Source organism: Devosia polycyclovorans, assembly GCF_042181575.1.
GTDB lineage: Bacteria > Pseudomonadota > Alphaproteobacteria > Rhizobiales > Devosiaceae > Devosia > Devosia polycyclovorans.
In genome coordinates this window covers 3,353,799-3,369,216 of sequence record NZ_CP170082.1, presented here as the reverse complement: position 1 = coordinate 3,369,216, position 15,418 = coordinate 3,353,799, and the positions used below count along the sequence as shown (strand labels likewise).

The 15,418-nt window shown below is 62.3% G+C and carries 15 protein-coding genes and 1 riboswitch; of the genes, 10 read left to right on the top strand and 5 right to left on the bottom strand.

The features are described from left to right. Positions 1 to 42: 42 nt before the first annotated feature. The gene (locus ACE4RL_RS16795) at positions 43 to 1,062 is read left to right on the top strand and encodes a zinc ABC transporter substrate-binding protein (RefSeq protein ID WP_375598249.1); all 1,020 of its coding nucleotides are present in this window, start codon (positions 43 to 45) and stop codon (positions 1,060 to 1,062) included. 3 nt (positions 1,063 to 1,065) lie between these two features. Here the strand turns inward: ACE4RL_RS16795 and ACE4RL_RS16790 are convergent, their stop codons facing one another. Together ACE4RL_RS16790 and ACE4RL_RS16785 are read right to left on the bottom strand one after the other, a co-directional pair. Then, positions 1,066 to 1,422 carry a DMT family protein gene (locus ACE4RL_RS16790; protein WP_375598248.1) on the bottom strand — a complete coding sequence of 119 codons (357 nt, stop codon included), beginning with the start codon at positions 1,420 to 1,422 and terminating at the stop codon, positions 1,066 to 1,068. 115 nt (positions 1,423 to 1,537) lie between these two features. After that, entirely contained in the window at positions 1,538 to 1,792 is a 255-nt protein-coding gene (locus tag ACE4RL_RS16785; protein WP_375598247.1) for a DUF2164 domain-containing protein, read from the bottom strand. Positions 1,793 to 1,890: 98 nt separating this feature from the next. On the opposite strand from ACE4RL_RS16785, the gene ACE4RL_RS16780 reads away from it, so the two are divergent. From ACE4RL_RS16780 to cobO, 5 genes are all read left to right on the top strand, one after another. Beyond that, positions 1,891 to 2,490 (top strand): hypothetical protein, encoded by a 600-nt coding sequence (locus ACE4RL_RS16780; RefSeq protein ID WP_375598246.1) that lies wholly within the window; start codon positions 1,891 to 1,893, stop codon positions 2,488 to 2,490. 19 nt (positions 2,491 to 2,509) lie between these two features. Beyond that, positions 2,510 to 2,728, top strand: a riboswitch (cobalamin riboswitch). 105 nt (positions 2,729 to 2,833) lie between these two features. Further along, complete coding sequence (gene cobW / locus ACE4RL_RS16775) at positions 2,834 to 3,883, top strand: cobalamin biosynthesis protein CobW (RefSeq protein WP_375598245.1); 1,050 nt, start codon at positions 2,834 to 2,836, stop codon at positions 3,881 to 3,883. Between the two features lie 2 nt (positions 3,884 to 3,885). Next, on the top strand, positions 3,886 to 7,770 hold the full coding sequence (cobN, locus tag ACE4RL_RS16770; protein WP_375598244.1) for a cobaltochelatase subunit CobN: 3,885 nt from the start codon (positions 3,886 to 3,888) through the stop codon (positions 7,768 to 7,770). Continuing rightward, complete coding sequence (locus tag ACE4RL_RS16765) at positions 7,767 to 8,333, top strand: hypothetical protein (RefSeq protein ID WP_375598243.1); 567 nt, start codon at positions 7,767 to 7,769, stop codon at positions 8,331 to 8,333. Before cobN ends, ACE4RL_RS16765 begins: the two co-directional genes overlap by 4 nt. Continuing rightward, a complete protein-coding gene (gene cobO, locus ACE4RL_RS16760) occupies positions 8,330 to 8,971 on the top strand; it encodes a cob(I)yrinic acid a,c-diamide adenosyltransferase (RefSeq protein ID WP_375598242.1) in 642 nt (213 codons plus the stop codon). The genes ACE4RL_RS16765 and cobO overlap by 4 nt, the downstream gene beginning before the upstream one ends. Here the strand turns inward: cobO and ACE4RL_RS16755 are convergent. Then, complete coding sequence (locus ACE4RL_RS16755; protein ID WP_375598241.1) at positions 8,968 to 9,459, bottom strand: hypothetical protein; 492 nt, start codon at positions 9,457 to 9,459, stop codon at positions 8,968 to 8,970. The two genes, cobO and ACE4RL_RS16755, sit on opposite strands and share 4 nt — an antisense overlap. 20 nt (positions 9,460 to 9,479) lie before the next feature. Beyond that, positions 9,480 to 10,373 carry a cation diffusion facilitator family transporter gene (locus tag ACE4RL_RS16750; RefSeq protein ID WP_375598240.1) on the bottom strand — a complete coding sequence of 298 codons (894 nt, stop codon included), beginning with the start codon at positions 10,371 to 10,373 and terminating at the stop codon, positions 9,480 to 9,482. 287 nt (positions 10,374 to 10,660) lie between these two features. Between ACE4RL_RS16750 and ACE4RL_RS16745 the strand changes: the two genes are divergently transcribed. Then, positions 10,661 to 11,125 (top strand): cobalamin biosynthesis protein, encoded by a 465-nt coding sequence (locus ACE4RL_RS16745; RefSeq protein ID WP_375598239.1) that lies wholly within the window; start codon positions 10,661 to 10,663, stop codon positions 11,123 to 11,125. On the opposite strand, the gene ACE4RL_RS16740 is transcribed toward ACE4RL_RS16745, so the two are convergent. Next, positions 11,056 to 11,787, bottom strand: coding sequence for a cobalt-precorrin-6A reductase (locus ACE4RL_RS16740; RefSeq protein ID WP_375598238.1), 732 nt, complete (start codon positions 11,785 to 11,787; stop codon positions 11,056 to 11,058). The two genes, ACE4RL_RS16745 and ACE4RL_RS16740, sit on opposite strands and share 70 nt — an antisense overlap. Before the next feature lie 70 nt (positions 11,788 to 11,857). On the opposite strand from ACE4RL_RS16740, the gene cobA reads away from it, so the two are divergent. Genes cobA through ACE4RL_RS16725 form a run of 3 tightly spaced genes read left to right on the top strand, consistent with a single transcriptional unit; the run spans position 11,858 to position 15,417 of the window. Beyond that, positions 11,858 to 12,670: a uroporphyrinogen-III C-methyltransferase gene (gene cobA, locus ACE4RL_RS16735; RefSeq protein ID WP_375598237.1), complete on the top strand. Its 813-nt coding sequence runs from the start codon at positions 11,858 to 11,860 to the stop codon at positions 12,668 to 12,670. Continuing rightward, positions 12,657 to 13,952 carry a cobyrinate a,c-diamide synthase gene (locus ACE4RL_RS16730; RefSeq protein WP_375598236.1) on the top strand — a complete coding sequence of 432 codons (1,296 nt, stop codon included), beginning with the start codon at positions 12,657 to 12,659 and terminating at the stop codon, positions 13,950 to 13,952. Before cobA ends, ACE4RL_RS16730 begins: the two co-directional genes overlap by 14 nt. Positions 13,953 to 13,959: 7 nt before the next feature. Continuing rightward, on the top strand, positions 13,960 to 15,417 hold the full coding sequence (locus ACE4RL_RS16725) for a cobyric acid synthase (protein ID WP_375598235.1): 1,458 nt from the start codon (positions 13,960 to 13,962) through the stop codon (positions 15,415 to 15,417). The last annotated feature ends 1 nt before the right edge of the window (position 15,418 follow it).

Genomic DNA, 15,418 nt, shown 5'->3' with positions numbered 1-15,418 from the left:
AACGTGGCAGCAAGTGTAATAACATAACGTTGTAGTGCAGCTATGTCCCGTTCAGCCCTTCCGCTCGCCCTCCTGTCATCCCTTCTGCTGACCGGCACAGTGCTGGCGGCACCCAGTGTCGTGGTATCCACCAAGCCCATTCACGCATTGGTCGCGGCAGTCATGGGCGATACGGGCACGCCTGCGCTGATCGTCAAGGGCGCCGCCTCGCCTCACGCCTATTCCTTGCGCCCCTCGGACGCTGCTGCCCTCGAAAGCGCCGATATCGTCTTCTGGACCGGCCACGGCATGGAACTGTTTCTGGCCGACGCCCTCGACACCCTGACGACAGGCGCTGAGGTGGTCGAACTGGCCGAGGCGCCCGGCATCGAATTGCTGCCCCTGCGCGAGGGCGGCGCCATTGAAGCCCATGACCATGGCGACGAAGATCACGAGGATCACGAGGATCACGAGGATCACGAGGATCACGAGGAGCATGAGGGTCACGAGGACCACGAGGACCACGACCACGACGCGCACGATCAAGACGATCATGACCACGCCCATGGCGAGGAGGATATGCATTTCTGGCTCGATCCGGAGAATGCCAAGCTTATGATCACGGAGATCGCTGCGGTTCTGTCCGATGCGGATCCAGAAAATGCTGCAACCTACGGCGCCAATGCTGAGGCGGAAATCGTCCGTCTGGACGACCTGACCGCGGAGATCGCTGAAGCCCTCGCGCCCGTGGCGGACAAGCCTTTCGTAGTTTTCCACGACGCCTACCAATATTTTGAAGCCCGCTTCGGTCTCGAACTGGCCGGCACGGTGACAGTGTCACCTGAAGTCATGCCCGGCGCCGCCCGAATTGACCAACTGCGCGCCAAGGTCAGTGAATTGGGCGCCACCTGTGTCTTTGCCGAGCCCAATTTCGAACCCGCAATTGTCCGCACCATCATCGAGGGCACCGCGGCGCGCGCGGGCGTTCTGGATCCGGAAGGCAGCAGCCTCACGGAGGGGCCCGAACTTTATCCGCAATTGTTGCGCAATCTGGCAGCCGGTCTGCTGGAGTGCCTGGGCTAGGCGCTATTTCAGCGGGCCTTTGAAGATGAAGAAGGCGCCGAGCGCGATCAGCGCAAAGCCGATGCCATGGTTCCAGGTGAGCTTTTCACCCAGATACAGCACGGCGAAAAGCGCAAAGGCCGACAGGGAAATGACTTCCTGGATGGTCTTGAGTTCGGCGCCTGAGTAGACCCCATAGCCGATGCGGTTGGCCGGCACAGCCAGCCAGTACTCGAAGAAGGCAATGCCCCAGCTCGCCAGCACCACTACCCATAACGCTGCGCCAGGAAATTTGAGATGCCCGTACCAGGCAAAGGTCATGAACAGGTTCGAGGCAATCAGCAGGCCGATCGGGGCCAGGGTGGCAAGGTTGAAACCCAATTGAACACCTGAAGAAAAGCGAATCGGCCTAAAAAATTCGGCCGATCGGCTTATCTCCTCCGCCGCGAGAATGCTGGCAAGCGCCACAGCGCCATCCTGGCCTGAGGCGCGCGCCCTAGCGCGAGGAACCCGTCATTTGCTCGAGCGAAAAGATCTCGTCGCTGACATCGTCAATCTTCTTGCGCACTAGCGCCTGCGCGTCATAGAGCCCGCGATTGTAGAAATAGGCGCCCATCTTCTCGGCAAAGAACTGCATCAGCATCTCTGCCGGGATGGCGCCAATGCTCTGGTCCAGCTCATCCCGGAAGTAGTCCTGAATGTCCCCGACAATGGCCTTGGTTTCTTCACGGCTGAAGGTGATCGGCTTCATACTGTGGTTCCTCGCTTCAGGTCGGGTTCATATAGCAAAACCCATCTTGTCGTTGAAACGCCTCTGCGTCACTCTCACCCGGATTGAGGAGACACGTCATGACCTTGCGGCTCGCCTTGCTGTCCGCCTTCCTGCTCTCGGGCCCGGCAGGAGCCGCGGAGATCGCTTGCGAAGGGGCTTTTGCCATCGACAGTTCCGAGGCGCGGCTCGTTGAAATCTATGGCGCCGAGTATGTCCGCACTGGCATCGTCCCGGGTCCGGAAGGCACCGAAATGCTGGCCACACGCATCTTTCCCGACAACCCCAAGCGCATGCTCGAATTTGTCTGGTGGGACGAGGATGCCCGGACCGATCCAAGCGCAATCGGATTGCCAGCCAAACTAGCCGGACCTGGCGGCGTTCGCGCCGGCATGAGCGTAGCCGAGATCGAAGCGCTCAATGGCAAACCCTTCACCTTGAGCGGTTTCGGCTGGGACTATGGCGGCTATGCCGGCTTCGAAACCGGGGCGCTCGCGGCTCCGGCCGGCGGATGTCACCTCTCCCTGCGCTTTGACGCAAAAGACTACCCAGCCGGGATCGACATCGATTCAATCATCGGCGATCAAGCTGTGCAGTCCACTAATCCCGTGCTGACAGAAGTCGGCGCCTATGTCCAATCGGTGGCCATCGGCTATCCGCATCCCGACTATCGCGATTGACCCCGATCGGCGCCCGGCGTAGGTCTAAAGCGATGACGGTTCCCGGGGTACGGACGTGCCTCGGGATTAAAAGGGAACACGGTGTGGTCTAGCCATCAGGCGCCAATTCCGTGACTGCCCCCGCAACTGTAAGCGGTGGGCGCTCTCAATGAGCCACTTGGCGCCAGACGCGCCGGGGAAGGCGGGGGCGCTGCATTCACCGTGAGTCAGGAGACCTGCCGCCATTCATGGGCATTTTGCCCATCTGTTGTCAGTTGTCGGGTGGACAACGAAGCAGGGCATATGTGGCTGCGCGCCCAAAAATGCTCGTCTTCGCCCGGCCTTTTTTGAAAGCGGACGCTGCATGACCACCAAGATCCCCACGACCGTCATCACCGGCTTTCTCGGCGCCGGCAAGACCACCCTGGTGCGTCACATGCTGGCCCATGCGCCCAAGGGCAAGCGCATTGCTTTGATCATCAACGAATTCGGTGATCTGGGTGTCGACAAGGACATTCTGGCCGGCTGCGGGGATGAAACCTGCCGCGAGGAGGACATGGTGGAACTCTCCAATGGCTGCATCTGCTGCACCGTCGCCGACGAGTTCATACCCACCATGCAGGCATTGCTGTCCCGCGACGAAAAATTCGATCACATCGTCATCGAAACCTCGGGCCTGGCCCTGCCGCAGCCGCTGATTCGCGCCTTCAACTGGCCCGAAATCAAGGCCCAGGTCACCATTGATGGCGTCGTCACCGTTGCCGATGCCGCAGCCCTGGCTGAAGGCCGCTTTGCATCCGACGAGGCTGCCGTTGATGCCCAGCGCCGCAGGGATGAAATGCTCGATCACGAAACGCCGCTGGGCGAACTGTTCGAGGATCAGCTCTCTGCCGCCGACATGGTCATCATCAACAAGACCGACCTGGTCGATGCCGCCATGCTCGATACCGTCGAGAAGAACATCCGCGCCGAATTGCGCCCCGGTGTCGGCATTGTCCGCGCCGCCAATGGCCATGTCGACATCACTGCACTTCTGGGGCTCGGCATGTCCTCCGAAGACGACATTGCCAATCGCCCCAGCCACCACGAGCTGGAGCATGGCGGTGAAACCCATGAGCACGACGATTTCGACAGTTTTTCCCTGACCTTGCCATCCATCCAGGGCAAGGATCACCTGCTCTCGATCATCGAAGACACCATCAAGGCGCATGACGTCCTCAGGCTGAAAGGCTTTGCGGCCGTCCCCGGCGCCGCTGCCCGCCTGGCCATCCAGGCCGTTGGTCCGCGCGTCACCGCCTATTTCGACCGCCCTTGGAAGGCCGACGAGGCCAAGGTGACCTCGCTGGTGGTGATCGGCGAACAGCCGCTGGACCGAGCGGCGATCACGGCCAGTCTGGAGCAGGCGGCGGCCTGACCATGCATCTCCTCTCCGCCCAGGCCGGAGCCGTTCAGCAGGAAGGCGAGGCCATCGACCTCGCCCAGTCCCCGGGGGACTACGTCTTCGCGTCCTCGGCAGACAGCGAACTGGCCATGCTGGCGGGCGCCGCCGACCGAGCAGGGGAGAATGGCCTCAGGCTCGCCAATACGCTGCGCCTCTCCAACAATTTGTCCGTCGACATGTGGCTGGAGCAAACCGTCGCCCATGCCAGGCTGGTGGTGCTCCGCCTCATTGGTGGCGCCGCCTATTTCCAATATGGCGTCGACGAACTGACGGCGCTGTGCGCCAATCGCGGTATCCCGCTCGTTCTCTTGCCCGGCGACGCCAATCCTGATCCCATCCTGCGCGACCGTTCGACCCTTCACCCTGATGACTGGTCGACCCTCCACCGCCTCTTCGTTGCTGGCGGCCCCGAAAATGCCGATGCAATTCTGCAGGCATTCTCGAGACTGGCGGCCCTGCCTACCCTCCCCCTTGAGGGGCTTCGAGCTGTCCCGCAGGGCAAATCGCTCCAGCGGAGCGATTTGAGGCAAGAAGGCCAGGAGAGCTACGCTCGACTGGGCGGAGGAAGCGCCCCGCACCCCTTCCCCCGCTTCGGCCTCTGGCACCCAAAAACCGGCATGACCGACGAAGCGGCTCTTCGCGCCACCCACGAACGGCCACCGGCCGACTCCGCCCCCCGTCAGGGGGAGGCCGGGAGGGGGTACTTCGATGCGGCGCCCCATATCCCCATCCTCTTCTACCGCGCCGCTCTCGAAGGCGCCGGCACCGCAACGCTCGAAGCCCTCATTGCCGCATTGGAGGCCCGTGGCCTCACCCCGGTGCCCATCGTCGTGTCTTCGCTCAAGGAAGCGGCCTGCATCGCCTACGTGCAGCAGGTCTTCGCCGCCTTCCCGCCCGCCGCCATTTTCAATCTCACCGCTTTCGCCCTCGGGGTTGCCGATCTCGATAAGGCATCAAATCCTTTCGCAGGCACAGATGCGCCGGTGATCCAGCTCATCCAGTCCGGCCGGTCCCAGAGCCAGTGGGCCGCCGACCCGCAGGGGCTCTCGTCGAAAGACATGGCGATGTATCTCGTCATGCCCGAGGTCGATGGCCGTATCGGCGGGCTGCTGGTCGGCCACAAAGCCGACGCCGTCTGGCATGAGCGCACCCAATGCCCGCTATCGGCCTACGCGCCCGATCATGGCGGCATCAGCCGCGCCGTCGATCTCGCCTTCAACTGGGCTCGCCTCCGGGCCACCCCCCGCGCAGATCGCAAAGTTGCTTTCGTCCTCGCCAACTATCCCATCCGCGACGGACGACTTGCCAACGGCGTCGGCTACGATGCGCCCGAATCGACCGTTCAGATGCTGATGGCGCTGGATAGGGCGGGGTACGATTGCGCGACGGCCACAGGCCGTGGGGCCTACCCGAGAACTTCCGCCGACCTCATTGCCTGCCTGCAAGCGGGCCCCACGAACGCCGCTCCCCAACGCGGTCATTCCGGCGCTGTCCTTCCGCTCCGTCGCTATATCGAGCTCTTCGCCGCGCTGCCGACCGAAATCCAGCAGGCCGTCACCGCGCGCTGGGGTGACCCGGCAACCGATCCCTTCATCCGAAACAACGCCTTCCACCTGCCGGCCCATCGCTTTGGCAATATCGTCCTCATGCTTCAGCCCGCTCGTGGCTGGCATCTGGACGAAACCGAGAGCTATCACGATCCGGCCTTGGTTCCGCCGCACGCCTATATCGCCGCCTATCTCTGGCTGCGCCACGAGTTCGGTGCCCATGCGCTCGTCCACAATGGCAAGCATGGCACGCTCGAATGGCTGCCCGGTAAGTCGGCGGCGCTCGATGCCGATTGCTATCCCGATGCCCTCTGGGGCCAGCTGCCGCATCTTTATCCCTTCATCGTCAACGATCCGGGTGAAGGCACCCAGGCGAAGCGGCGCACCGGGGCGGTCATCATTGACCACCTGGTGCCCCCGCTGACCCGCGCCGAGACCTATGGGCCGCTCAAGGATCTCGAAGCCCTGCTCGACGAATACTACGCCGCCTCCGGCATGGACCGGCGGCGTCTCGCCGATCTCAAACGCCGCATCCTCGATTTCACCCGCGACAGCCGGCTCGATCAGGACATCGGCCTGCCTGAAGGCGAGACCGAGGCCCTGATCAAGATCGACAACTTCCTCTGCGATCTGAAGGAAGCCCAGATACGCGACGGACTGCATGTGTTCGGGTCATCGCCCGCGGGAGGCTTCGCGCGAGACCTTACCGTCGCACTGGCCAGAATACCGCGCGGCGAGTTGCCCGGGGATAACTCGCTCATTCGCGCCATTGCCGACGATCTGAAACTCGGTTTTGATCCCCTCACGACAAAGCTGGGCGAGCCCTGGACCGGACCTTCATTGACCGATCCGGAATTCGTTCATCTTGACCCTCCAGGAGGGTTGCGTCGGATCGGCGACATGGTCGAGAAACTCGAACTCATCGCCGCCGATCTCGTCGCCGCCAAGCGCGACTGCCCATCCGGCTGGACCGCAACCCGAGCCGTTCTCGCCACCGTCGAAACCACCATAAAGCCCCGCCTCGCCGCCTCGGGGCCCGCAGAAATGCAGGCCTTTCTCGATGCGCTCGACGGCAAGTTCATCGCTCCCGGCCCATCCGGCGCCCCCTCACGCGGCCGCCTCGACGTCCTGCCCACGGGCCGCAATTTCTACTCCGTCGATGCCCGCGCTGTCCCCACGCCAAGTGCTTGGGAATTAGGGAGAAAATCCGCCGAAAGCCTCGTCTTGCGTCATCTGCAGGACCATGGTCAACACCTCCGCGCCGTCGCCCTGTCGGTCTGGGGCACCGCCAATATGCGCACCGGCGGCGACGATATCGCCCAGGCATTGGCCCTGATTGGCGCCCGCCCCACCTGGGACCCGGGCTCGCTGCGCGTCTCGGGCTATGAAATCATCCCGCTGGCAAAACTTGGCCGCCCCCGCGTTGACGTGACCCTGCGCATCTCCGGCTTTTTCCGCGATGCCTTCCCGGCACAGATCGCCCTGTTCGACCGGGCCGTCCGCGCCATCGGTGCGCTGGACGAGCCGGAAGACGACAACCCAATCGCCGCCCGCATGCGAGCCGAAGCCCTTGGCCTGATTGCGGCTGGAAAGTCGGAAAGTGCAGCAGCCCTGGAAGCCGGTGCCCGGATTTTCGGTTCAAAGCCTGGGACTTATGGCGCCGGCCTCGGTCAGTTGATCGACAATGGCGCCTGGTCGGACAAGGCCGAACTCGCCCATCAGGCCGTTTCATGGGGCCAATATGCCTATGGCGCAACCGCCGAGGGACTAGCCATGCGGGATCGTTTCCGCGCCCGCCTTGGCCAGATCGACGCCGTCATCCACAATCAGGACAATCGCGAGCACGATCTGCTCGACAGCGACAATTACTACCAGTTCGAGGGTGGCCTGTCGGTCGCGGCCGAGACCCTGTCTGGCCACAAGCCCGCCGCCTATCACAATGACAATTCCCGTCCGGAGACGCCGAAAATCCGTACGCTGGAAGAAGAAATCAGCCACGTCATGCGCTCGCGCGTCGTCAATCCCAAGTGGATCGCGGGCATGCAGCGCCACGGTTATCGCGGTGCCTTCGAGATCATCGCCACGGTCGATTTCATGTTCGCCTTCGCGGCCACCACCGGCGCGGTGAAGACACATCATTTCGACCTCGCCTTTGAAGCCTTCATTGAAGACGAGGCCATACGCGAATGGCTGATCGAGGCCAATCGCTTCGGCTATGATGAACTCATAGCCAAGTTCAACGAGGCCCGCCAAAGAGGCCTCTGGTCTCCGCGATCCAATTCCGCCTATGCTTTCCTTTCGGGGGAAGCGTGAAAAACACCATCATCTATCTCATCGGCCACTATGGGGTCGGCAAACTCACCATCGCCCGTGCCATTGCCGCGGCCACGGGTGCCCGTGTCTTTGACAACCATCTGGCCAACAACGTTATCTTCTCGTTGATCCGGGAAGATGGGAAAACCAAGATACCAGAACGCGCCTGGGATCTGATCATGACCATCCGGCGTCAGGCGCTTGTTGCTATGACCGAACTGGCCCGTCCGGACGCCAGCTTCATCCTGACGAACGCGCTCATGGATGCCGACCCGATGGACCGGGCAGCATTCTCCGAAGTGCAGGCTGCTGCCGAGCAGCGTCGTGCTTGCTTTGTGCCGGTTACCCTTGTGGCCTCCGATGACACGTATGACATCCGCATCCCTTCACCAGAGCGCGAGCAGCGCCTCAAGATGACTGACGCCGTTGGCGCCAGAAAGGTGCGCACTACGCGCCAGTTGCTGCCTGTCCTCCATCCCCATCACCTCACTATTGATACTACCGACATTGCGCCCGATCAGGCGGCGCGAATGATCATCGACCACGCGGAGCGCCTCGCATGACTGAAAAACCCGTCAAGAAAACCGACCTCATGACCGAGGCGGAGCGCGACGCCTATCACGCCGAAAAGATGAAGAAAAAGAAGGCGGCGCGTGACAAGATCCTGTCCACCAAGACCGAAGAAAAGGGTCTGCTCATCGTCCATACCGGCAAGGGCAAAGGCAAGTCGACGGCGGCCTTCGGCATGGTGTTTCGGGCCCTGGGCAATGGCATGCGCGTCGGCGTGGTGCAATTCGTCAAAGGCGTGTGGAATACCGGGGAACGCGACGTACTCGACAAGTTCCCCGATCAGGTGACCATCAATGCCATGGGCGAGGGATTCACTTGGGACGTTGCCGACCGGCAGCGCGATCTAGCGGCCGCCCGAAAGGCCTGGGATCAGGCCAAGGCGCTTATCGCTGACTCGGACTACGATATGGTTTTGCTCGATGAGCTCAATATCTGCCTGCGCTACGACTACCTGCCGCTCGAGGAAGTGGTTGAGACACTGCGCAGCAAGCCAGTTGAAAAGCACGTTATCGTCACTGGCCGCAATGCCAAGGAAGAGTTGATCGAAATCGCCGACCTGGTCACCGAAATGACAGAGATCAAGCATCACTTCCGCGCGGGCGTGAAGGCGCAGAAGGGGATTGAGTTCTAGCAGCCCCTTGGCACGAACGACCGTGTCAGCCCGTCGATTACCGCGTTCATCTCCGCCAGATCGCGAGTATTGTACTCGATGCGGTAGCCCGCATAGCTTGCGCCGTCACATAGCGGCATCATGCGCTGATAAAAGATGCGGTGGTCGCGCTGGCCAGAGAAGACGGCCCATTGCGGTGTCGAAGCCTGATAGGTGATGGCCCAGTTTTCATCGATGGCAAAGCGCTGCCGCTGTGCGACCTCGGCTTCGAACCCCTCAACGAAATATCCGCTCCATGCGGCCAATACCTGTTCGGCCTTGAGCAGATGGAAGGTCTGGCCATCGCCATTCTCACTCTCGCCCTGGCCCTCATAGCCCGGAGGAATGTCGAGCTCGTAGCCGAAACGCTCATTGACGTAGTGGCCCCAGTATTGAGCCATTGCCGATGATGGCAGTAGAAACAGAAAAAGGATCAATATGCGGCGCATGATCCGGACTGTGCCCGGCATTCCCGCATTCGACAAGCCGGTCAGAGAACAACAATTCCGGCGTGCTTGGCCTTGTCTTCAGGCTCGACATGAATGGTGATCTGCACGTCGCTGACGGCCTGGCGAAGTTGGGCCTCGATGCAGTCGCAAATGGCATGTGCATCGTCCACGCTCATGGCGCCAGGAACCACCAGATGGAAGTCGATGAACGTCATCCTGCCAGCCTGGCGGGTGCGAATGTCGTGCGCCTCGATGGCCCCTTCGGCACTCGTGGCTATGACCTCACGGATGGTTTTCTGTGTGTCGTCGGGCACGGCGACATCCATCAGCCCGCCGACGCTTTCTTTTATGACGCCCCAACCCGACCACAGGATATTGAGGGCAACAAGGACTGCCAGAGCAGCGTCCAACTGCGCCCAGCCGGTGACATAGACCAGAACCAGCCCCACCAGCACGCCGAGGGTCGAGATCACATCGGTCATCAGATGCTTGCTGTCCGCGGTAATGGCGGGAGATTTGGCCGCTCGGCCTTGCCGCAGCAGGACGAAGGCCCAGACTAGGTTGATCGCCGTCGCAACAGAGCTGACGGCGAGGCCCTGGACCGGCGCATCAGGCATTTCGGGGGCAAGAAGCCCCATCGCAGCTTCACGCAGGATCAGAATGGCGGCCACGATAATCATGACGCCCACCAGCACGGCCGAAAAATATTCTGCCTTGTGATAGCCATAGGGCAGGCTTGAATCGGCAGGCCTTTGCGCCAGGCGCACCGCGATGAACGCTCCGATGGCCGTCACGACATTGACGATGGATTCCAGGGCATCCGAATAAAGGGCGATCGAACCTGTCAGCCGCCAGGCGAGGAACTTGAGCCCCAGCACGATCAGCCCCACCAGGATGCTGGACGCGGCGATGGCCAGGGTGCGATTGACCGGCATGGCGCTCTCCTTGCTCTTGAGTACCGCCTTACCGGAGCTGTGCCTAGGTCGCAAGTTGTTGTATTTGCGAACGATTTTCAGAAGCATTCGTAACTGCTGGCCATTCGGCCGGCATTGGGCCCAACCCATTGATTGACCGCGCACTTTGCCCGGCCTAGAACCGGAAGCAGCGCAGCGTTCCCAAGATGGAACTGAAACAGAGCCTGGTGCGGTCGACCAAAATGCGGGACCAAGCCCGGGGCTGCTCCGGTTTTTGAGTGATGCTGCCTCGTTTGAGCGAGGCGAGAATGAAAGATGCACATTCCGGCCAGCCCGCCGGCACCAATCTGATGGCCATAGTCGCCGGCATCGGTTTGCGAGCCAGCGCCGAGAGCGACGAAGTCCTCCACCTGCTCGATTTTTGCCTTGCACAGACAGGACTGACGCGCAGCGACTTGACGGCCCTCGCGACCCTTGATCGCAAGTCTTCTCACCCAGCGCTGGTCGGGGCGGCAGTGATCCTTGATGTGCCCGTTCTGTCTGTTGGCGAAGCGGACATTGAAATCAGTGTTCCAAATCCCTCGGCGCGCGTACGCCACCACACAGGCCTAGTTTCGGTCGCCGAGGCCGCTGCCATGCAGTTCGGCTCCCTGCTGGTTCAAAAGCAGTGCAGCGCCAACGTGACCTGTGCACTGGCGGCACGTCAGGATATGTCGCTGCCCAGTGCGTTCAGAGCGGCCTCGACTGTGTCTACTTCATGGGCCGGACCGTAAATGGGGCGCTCGATCATTACCACCCGCACCGATAGCTGCGCCGCCGCCTCGAGCTTGGCCGCCGTCTGTCCGCCTCCCGAATTCTTGCTGACCAGGTGCGTAATGCCATGACGCTGCATCAGCGCGATTTCATCGGCCAGTTGGTAGGGCGGCCGGCTCGTAATGAGTTCGGCATGTGCGGGCAATGGTTCAGGCGGCGCTTCGATGACGCGGACCAGGAACCGGCAATCCTCTCGCCCCATAAAATCATCAAGACCCGCATGTCCGGTCGTCAGCAGTGCGGTGGCATTGCTGGGCAAGGCATCCGCGGCCTCGCGCGTGGAGCCAACAACGGTCCAGTGCTGGCCAGGCGCTGGCACCCAGGGCGCGCGCATCAGGCGGACCAGCCTCACTCCGCTGGCGTTGGATGCTGCAACGGCGTTGATCGACATTTGCCCGGCATAAGGATGGGTGGCGTCCACCAGCCGCTCGATTCCGGCCGCGCGCAGATAGGCGCTCAACCCCGGAATGCCCCCGAACCGTCCCATGCGCAGCCGGCCCTTGGGCAGTATAGGGTCCTGGGTTCGGCCCGCCAGCGACGTGATGACGTCATGGCCGTCGCCGACCAGCCTGTTGGCCAGCTCCCGCGCCTCTGTCGTTCCCCCCAGAATCAGGATTTTCATGTCTTGGTGTCCATCGTGAGAGCCAATCTGCCTGCCCGCGGCATGGCACTCAAGCATTCCCGCGGCCACGATGAGCGATGATCACTTTGCCAGGTTGGCCCTGGCCGATTTTCCGCCATTTTTACCCGGCTCGGTTTGGCTGGTCGGCGCCGGGCCCGGTGGTCCGGGCCTGTTGACGCTTCTGGCCTTTCACGCGCTGGGACAGGCCGATGTGATTGTCCATGACGCGCTGGTGTCCCCTGACATTCTGGCGCTGGCGCCCGATCATGTCCTGCGCATCCATGCTGGCAAGCGCGGCGGCAAACCCTCGCCCAAACAGGCTGATATCACCATTCGCCTGATTGAATTGGCACGGCAGGGCAAACGCGTGCTGCGGCTCAAGGGCGGCGACCCCTTTATGTTCGGGCGTGGCGGCGAGGAGGCGACTGCCCTTGCGGAAGCAGGCATCCCCTTCCGCATCGTGCCCGGCATATCCTCGGGGCTCGGCGGGCTGGCCTATGCCGGGCTGCCGGTCACCCATCGCGAAACGAATCATGCAGTGATATTCGTCACCGGCCATGATGACACCGGCGCTGTCCCCAGCGCTGTGGATTGGCCCGCAACCGCCCGGGCGGCCCCGGTGATCGTCTTGTTCATGGCGGTCAAGCACCTCCCGCGCATAGCTGCGAACCTGCTGGCGGCGGGGCGGCATACAAGCGAAGCGGTGACCATTGTTTCCAATATCGCCCGGCCCGAACAGAGTGTGCTGGAGACCACGCTGGGCGAGGCCGGGACACTTGAGAACATACCGACACCAGCCATTGTCCTTGTAGGACCGGTCTCTCGCTATCGCGGCGGCCTCGACTGGTATGTCCAAGAGGTGCGGAGGCATGTCTTTGGCTAAGGGGTTTGTGATATCCGCAGCGCGTTCTGGTTCGGGCAAAACGGTGATTGCGCTGGGCCTGCTGGCCGCCCTTCGCCGCCGGGGCCTCGTGGTTGCTCCGGCCAAGTCAGGCCCTGACTATATCGATCCGCACTTTTCCAGCCTTGCCGCGGGGCGGGAGGCCATCAATCTCGATCCCTGGGCCATGCCCGCGACACAGGTCAAGGCTCTCGCAAACCAGCAGGCGACGGGGGCGGATCTGCTGGTGGTCGAAGGGGCCATGGGCCTGTTCGACGCCGCCGCCGATGGCAGGGGCTCCACTGGTGACCTGGCCGAAACCCTCGGCCTGCCGGTCATTCTGGTCGTCGATGCCGACAGGCATAGCCAGTCTGTGGCGCCTTTGGTGGCCGGCTTCGCGCATTGGCGGATGGGCGTGACGATTTCCGGCGTCATCCTCAATCGCGTCGCCAGCGCGCGACACGAGCGCATGATGATCGCTGCCTTGCGCGAGACTGGTATCCCCTGTCTGGGCGCCGTGCCCCGCCGGCCCGAACTTGTCGTTCCAGAGCGGCACCTGGGTCTGGTAATGCCTGGGGAAACCAAGGATTTTAACGCCTTCCTCGACCACGCCGCCGGTGCCGTCAGCGACTTTGTCGATCTGGAACAACTGCTCGGTCTCTCAGCTCCTCTGGCGGCTGAAGCGACGCCCCCAACGGCTCTGTCGCCGCTGGGTCAGCGCATTGCCATTGCGCGCGACAAGGCCTTCGCCTTCCTCTATCCGCATCTGCTCGATGGCTGGCGGGCCCAGGGCGCAAGCCTCAGTTTCTTTTCGCCCTTGGCCGATGAAGCTCCGGATTCGGATGCCGACGCAGTTTTTCTGCCCGGCGGCTATCCCGAGCTGCATGGCCAAGCTCTTTCTGCAGCAAGCACCTTTAGACAGGGATTGGTTGCGGCGCGGGATCGCCGTGCTCTGATCTATGGCGAGTGTGGAGGCTTCATGGTGCTGGGCGACAGTCTGGTCGACAAGCATGGTACCGGCCACGCCATGACCGGGCTGTTGCCCGTGACAACCCGCATCGACCGGCCCAAGCGCGTTCTGGGATATCGCCGTCTCATCCACCAAAGTCCCTTGCCCTGGCCCGCCGGTCTCAATGGCCACGAATTCCACTATTCATCGGCCAAGGGCAGCGGGTTGCCGCCGCTGTTTGAGGCGGTGGATGCCGAAAACATTCGGCAGCCGCCCATGGGCGCAGTCCTGGAGCGGATCATGGGGTCTTACGCCCACGTCATCTGTGCGCCATAAGGGCACCATGACGAAAGCTCTGATGTTCATGGGCACCGGCTCCGACGTCGGAAAATCGCTGATGGTCGCGGGCCTTTGCCGCGCGCTCAACAATCGTGGCCTTAAGGTCGCGCCCTTCAAGCCGCAGAATATGAGCAACAACGCCGCCGTTACGGTCGATGGGGGCGAGATCGGCCGCGCCCAGGCTTTGCAGGCCCGCGCCGCCCGCCGCGACCCCGTCACCGCAATGAACCCGGTCTTGCTCAAGCCCGAGGGCGAAACAGGCTCGCAAGTCGTGGTGCGCGGTAAGCGCCGCGCCAGCTTGAGCGCGAGGCAATATTGGGTCGATCGTGGCCAATTGCTGCCAGAAGTCATGGCGGCCTTTTCTGAGCTGGCAGCAGATGTGGAATATGTGCTGGTCGAAGGGGCCGGCAGCGCCTCAGAAGTCAATTTGCGCGCGGGTGACATTGCCAATTTCGGCTTTGCGCGCGCCGCAAATGTCCCGGTTGTCCTCATTGGCGATATACACCGCGGCGGGGTTATTGCCTCCATCGTCGGTACTCTGGACGTTATTGAGCCTGACGATGCGGCACTGGTTCGCGCCAGTCTGGTCAACAAGTTTTTCGGCGATCCGCTCCTCTTCGAGAGCGGCAAAACCTATCTGGAAACGCGGACCGGTCTGCCCTGCCTGGGTCCGGTACCCCACTTTACCGATGCGGCCCGGCTGCCGGCGGAGGATGCGCTGGCGCTTGAAGGCTATGCCGGGGGGAAGGGGGCATTGCACATTGCCGTGCCTCGCTTGCCGCGCATCGCCAATTTCGACGATCTGGACCCCCTGCGTGCGGAGCCAGGGGTGACGCTCACTCTTGTGCAACCCGGCCAACCTGTGCCGCGCGACGCAGAGCTCGTTCTTCTGCCGGGCTCCAAGGCCACGCGGGCCGATCTGGACGAGCTGCGCGCTAATGGCTGGGATATCGATATATATGCACACCACCGTACCGGTGGGCTGGTCTTGGGAATTTGCGGTGGCTACCAGATGCTGGGCCGAACCATCGCCGATCCGGAGGGTATTGAGGGTCCACCCGGCACCAGCCAAGGATTGGGCCTGTTACAGGTCGACACCGTCCTGGCGCCGACAAAACAATTGCGAACCGAGCAGGCTGTTCATCTGCCAAGCGGCGAAACTCTCTCGGGCTACCACATGCATATGGGCATCACGAGCGGCCCCGATAGGGCGCGTCCATTCGCACGGATTGGCAGTGAGACAGACGGTGCCATCAGCGCCGACGGTCGCGTTTTCGGCACTTATCTGCATGGCCTGTTTGCGGCCGACCGCTTTCGCAGCGCTTTTCTGGGCGCGTCTTCGGAGCCGGACCTCAATTATGAGGCAGGTGTGGAACGTGCTCTCGACGATCTTGCCAGCCACCTCGAAACCCATATCGATATCGACCAGCTCCTGGCCCTGGCCGCACCGATAAGGACCTGAG

What these genes read in the sequence shown, in the direction of transcription:
- ACE4RL_RS16795 (WP_375598249.1), top strand. Translation starts at nt 43, where the DNA reads ATGTCCCGTTCAGCCCTTCCGCTCGCCCTCCTGTCATCCCTTCTGCTG.
- ACE4RL_RS16785 (WP_375598247.1), bottom strand. Translation starts at nt 1,792, where the DNA reads ATGAAGCCGATCACCTTCAGCCGTGAAGAAACCAAGGCCATTGTCGGG.
- ACE4RL_RS16780 (WP_375598246.1), top strand. Translation starts at nt 1,891, where the DNA reads ATGACCTTGCGGCTCGCCTTGCTGTCCGCCTTCCTGCTCTCGGGCCCG.
- cobW (WP_375598245.1), top strand. Translation starts at nt 2,834, where the DNA reads ATGACCACCAAGATCCCCACGACCGTCATCACCGGCTTTCTCGGCGCC.
- cobN (WP_375598244.1), top strand. Translation starts at nt 3,886, where the DNA reads ATGCATCTCCTCTCCGCCCAGGCCGGAGCCGTTCAGCAGGAAGGCGAG.
- cobO (WP_375598242.1), top strand. Translation starts at nt 8,330, where the DNA reads ATGACTGAAAAACCCGTCAAGAAAACCGACCTCATGACCGAGGCGGAG.
- ACE4RL_RS16755 (WP_375598241.1), bottom strand. Translation starts at nt 9,459, where the DNA reads ATGCCGGGCACAGTCCGGATCATGCGCCGCATATTGATCCTTTTTCTG.
- ACE4RL_RS16750 (WP_375598240.1), bottom strand. Translation starts at nt 10,373, where the DNA reads ATGCCGGTCAATCGCACCCTGGCCATCGCCGCGTCCAGCATCCTGGTG.
- ACE4RL_RS16745 (WP_375598239.1), top strand. Translation starts at nt 10,661, where the DNA reads ATGAAAGATGCACATTCCGGCCAGCCCGCCGGCACCAATCTGATGGCC.
- ACE4RL_RS16740 (WP_375598238.1), bottom strand. Translation starts at nt 11,787, where the DNA reads ATGAAAATCCTGATTCTGGGGGGAACGACAGAGGCGCGGGAGCTGGCC.
- cobA (WP_375598237.1), top strand. Translation starts at nt 11,858, where the DNA reads ATGAGCGATGATCACTTTGCCAGGTTGGCCCTGGCCGATTTTCCGCCA.
- ACE4RL_RS16730 (WP_375598236.1), top strand. Translation starts at nt 12,657, where the DNA reads ATGTCTTTGGCTAAGGGGTTTGTGATATCCGCAGCGCGTTCTGGTTCG.
- ACE4RL_RS16725 (WP_375598235.1), top strand. Translation starts at nt 13,960, where the DNA reads ATGACGAAAGCTCTGATGTTCATGGGCACCGGCTCCGACGTCGGAAAA.